1 protein-coding gene is annotated in these 1,326 nt (G+C 49.5%); it reads right to left on the bottom strand.

Going from position 1 to position 1,326, the window contains the following annotated elements:
* Positions 1-120: 120 nt before the first annotated feature.
* Positions 121-1,326 (bottom strand): YeaH/YhbH family protein (locus tag D6694_11135; GenBank protein ID RMH39512.1); only part of this gene is annotated, 1,206 nt, incomplete at its 5' end.

The raw sequence follows: 1,326 nt of genomic DNA on the forward strand, positions 1-1,326 counted from the left end.
AGACGGGTAGGTATCAAGTCCGTATTCGTCCGCAATTTCTGAGAGAATGGCAAAATAGGCTTCAATATGGGCTTCTGTCCACTCGCTGGATGTTGTGATAGGATTATTCTTTGCCATACGCTATCGGACCTCGGTCGAGAAAAGTTCTCGAAATACTGGGTAAATATCACTTGCGTTTCGGATGTGTTGAATTGCAAAGTTTTTAAACTGCCCCTGCAGTTGTGCATAGGCTTCCCATAAACTTTGATGCGCACGCTCCGTAATTTCGATATAAGTAAAATAACGCACGACGGGCAACAGCTTCTCGGCCAGCAGTGATTGACAGCGTGGCGTATCATCGTGCCAGTTATCACCATCGGAGGCCTGTGCTATATAGATATTCCATGTTTCCGGATCATAGCGCTCTTGAATGATATCCAACGACAGCTCTAGGGCGCTGGATACAATAGTGCCGCCTGTTTCACGAGAATAAAAAAACTCGTTTTCGTCGACTTCTTTTGCCCTTGTGTGATGCCTAATGAAAACGATATCGACGTTGTCATAGTTTTTGGTCAAAAATAGGTAGAGGAGGAGAAAAAAACGTTTCGCGATATCTTTTGTGGCCTGGTCCATGGAGCCAGAAACATCCATGATGCAGAACATCACCGCTTGCGAACTGGGAATTGGAATCGTGTCATAGTTGTTGTAGCGTAAATCGAAGGTATCAATAAACGGCACTTTACGAATGCGCTCATCAATTTCGTTAATGTCTTCTCTCAGCTGTCTCATTTCCGCCAGCTGTGCTGGTGTCGGGGAGGCGATCTGTTCAAGTGTCTCCAGGCGTTCCTGAAGTGCTGTTTTTTCGCGTCGCAGTCCAGCTGTCATCGCCATACGTCGCGCCATGGCGTGACGCAACGAGCGGACGATATTTATCTGCGACGGGTTGCCCTCTGACTTGAAGCCAGCGCGGACCGTTTTGGTTTCTGTTATCTTGCCGGTTTGCGTTTTGCGAAGATTGGGCAACGCAAGTCCGTCAAACAGAAGGTCCAGATACTCATCTTTCGTGAGTTGAAAAGCAAATTCATCTTCACCTTCACCCTGATCGGAGGCGCGACCGTGACCGCTGCCACCGCCTTGTGTCGGGCGCGGCACGCGATCACCGGCTTGGAACTTTTTGTTGCCGGGAAGAACGCGCTCACGCCGCCCACCCGCACCTTGACGGAACACGGGCTCTGAAATGTCCCGGGTTGGTATGGCCACTGATTCCCCTGATTCAAGATCCTGAATCGAGCGTTGGCTGATTTGTCGGGTAATCGCTTCCTTGATTTGACGGCGATACCGACGAAT

It is taken from the genome of Gammaproteobacteria bacterium (assembly GCA_003696665.1).
Classification (GTDB): domain Bacteria; phylum Pseudomonadota; class Gammaproteobacteria; order Enterobacterales.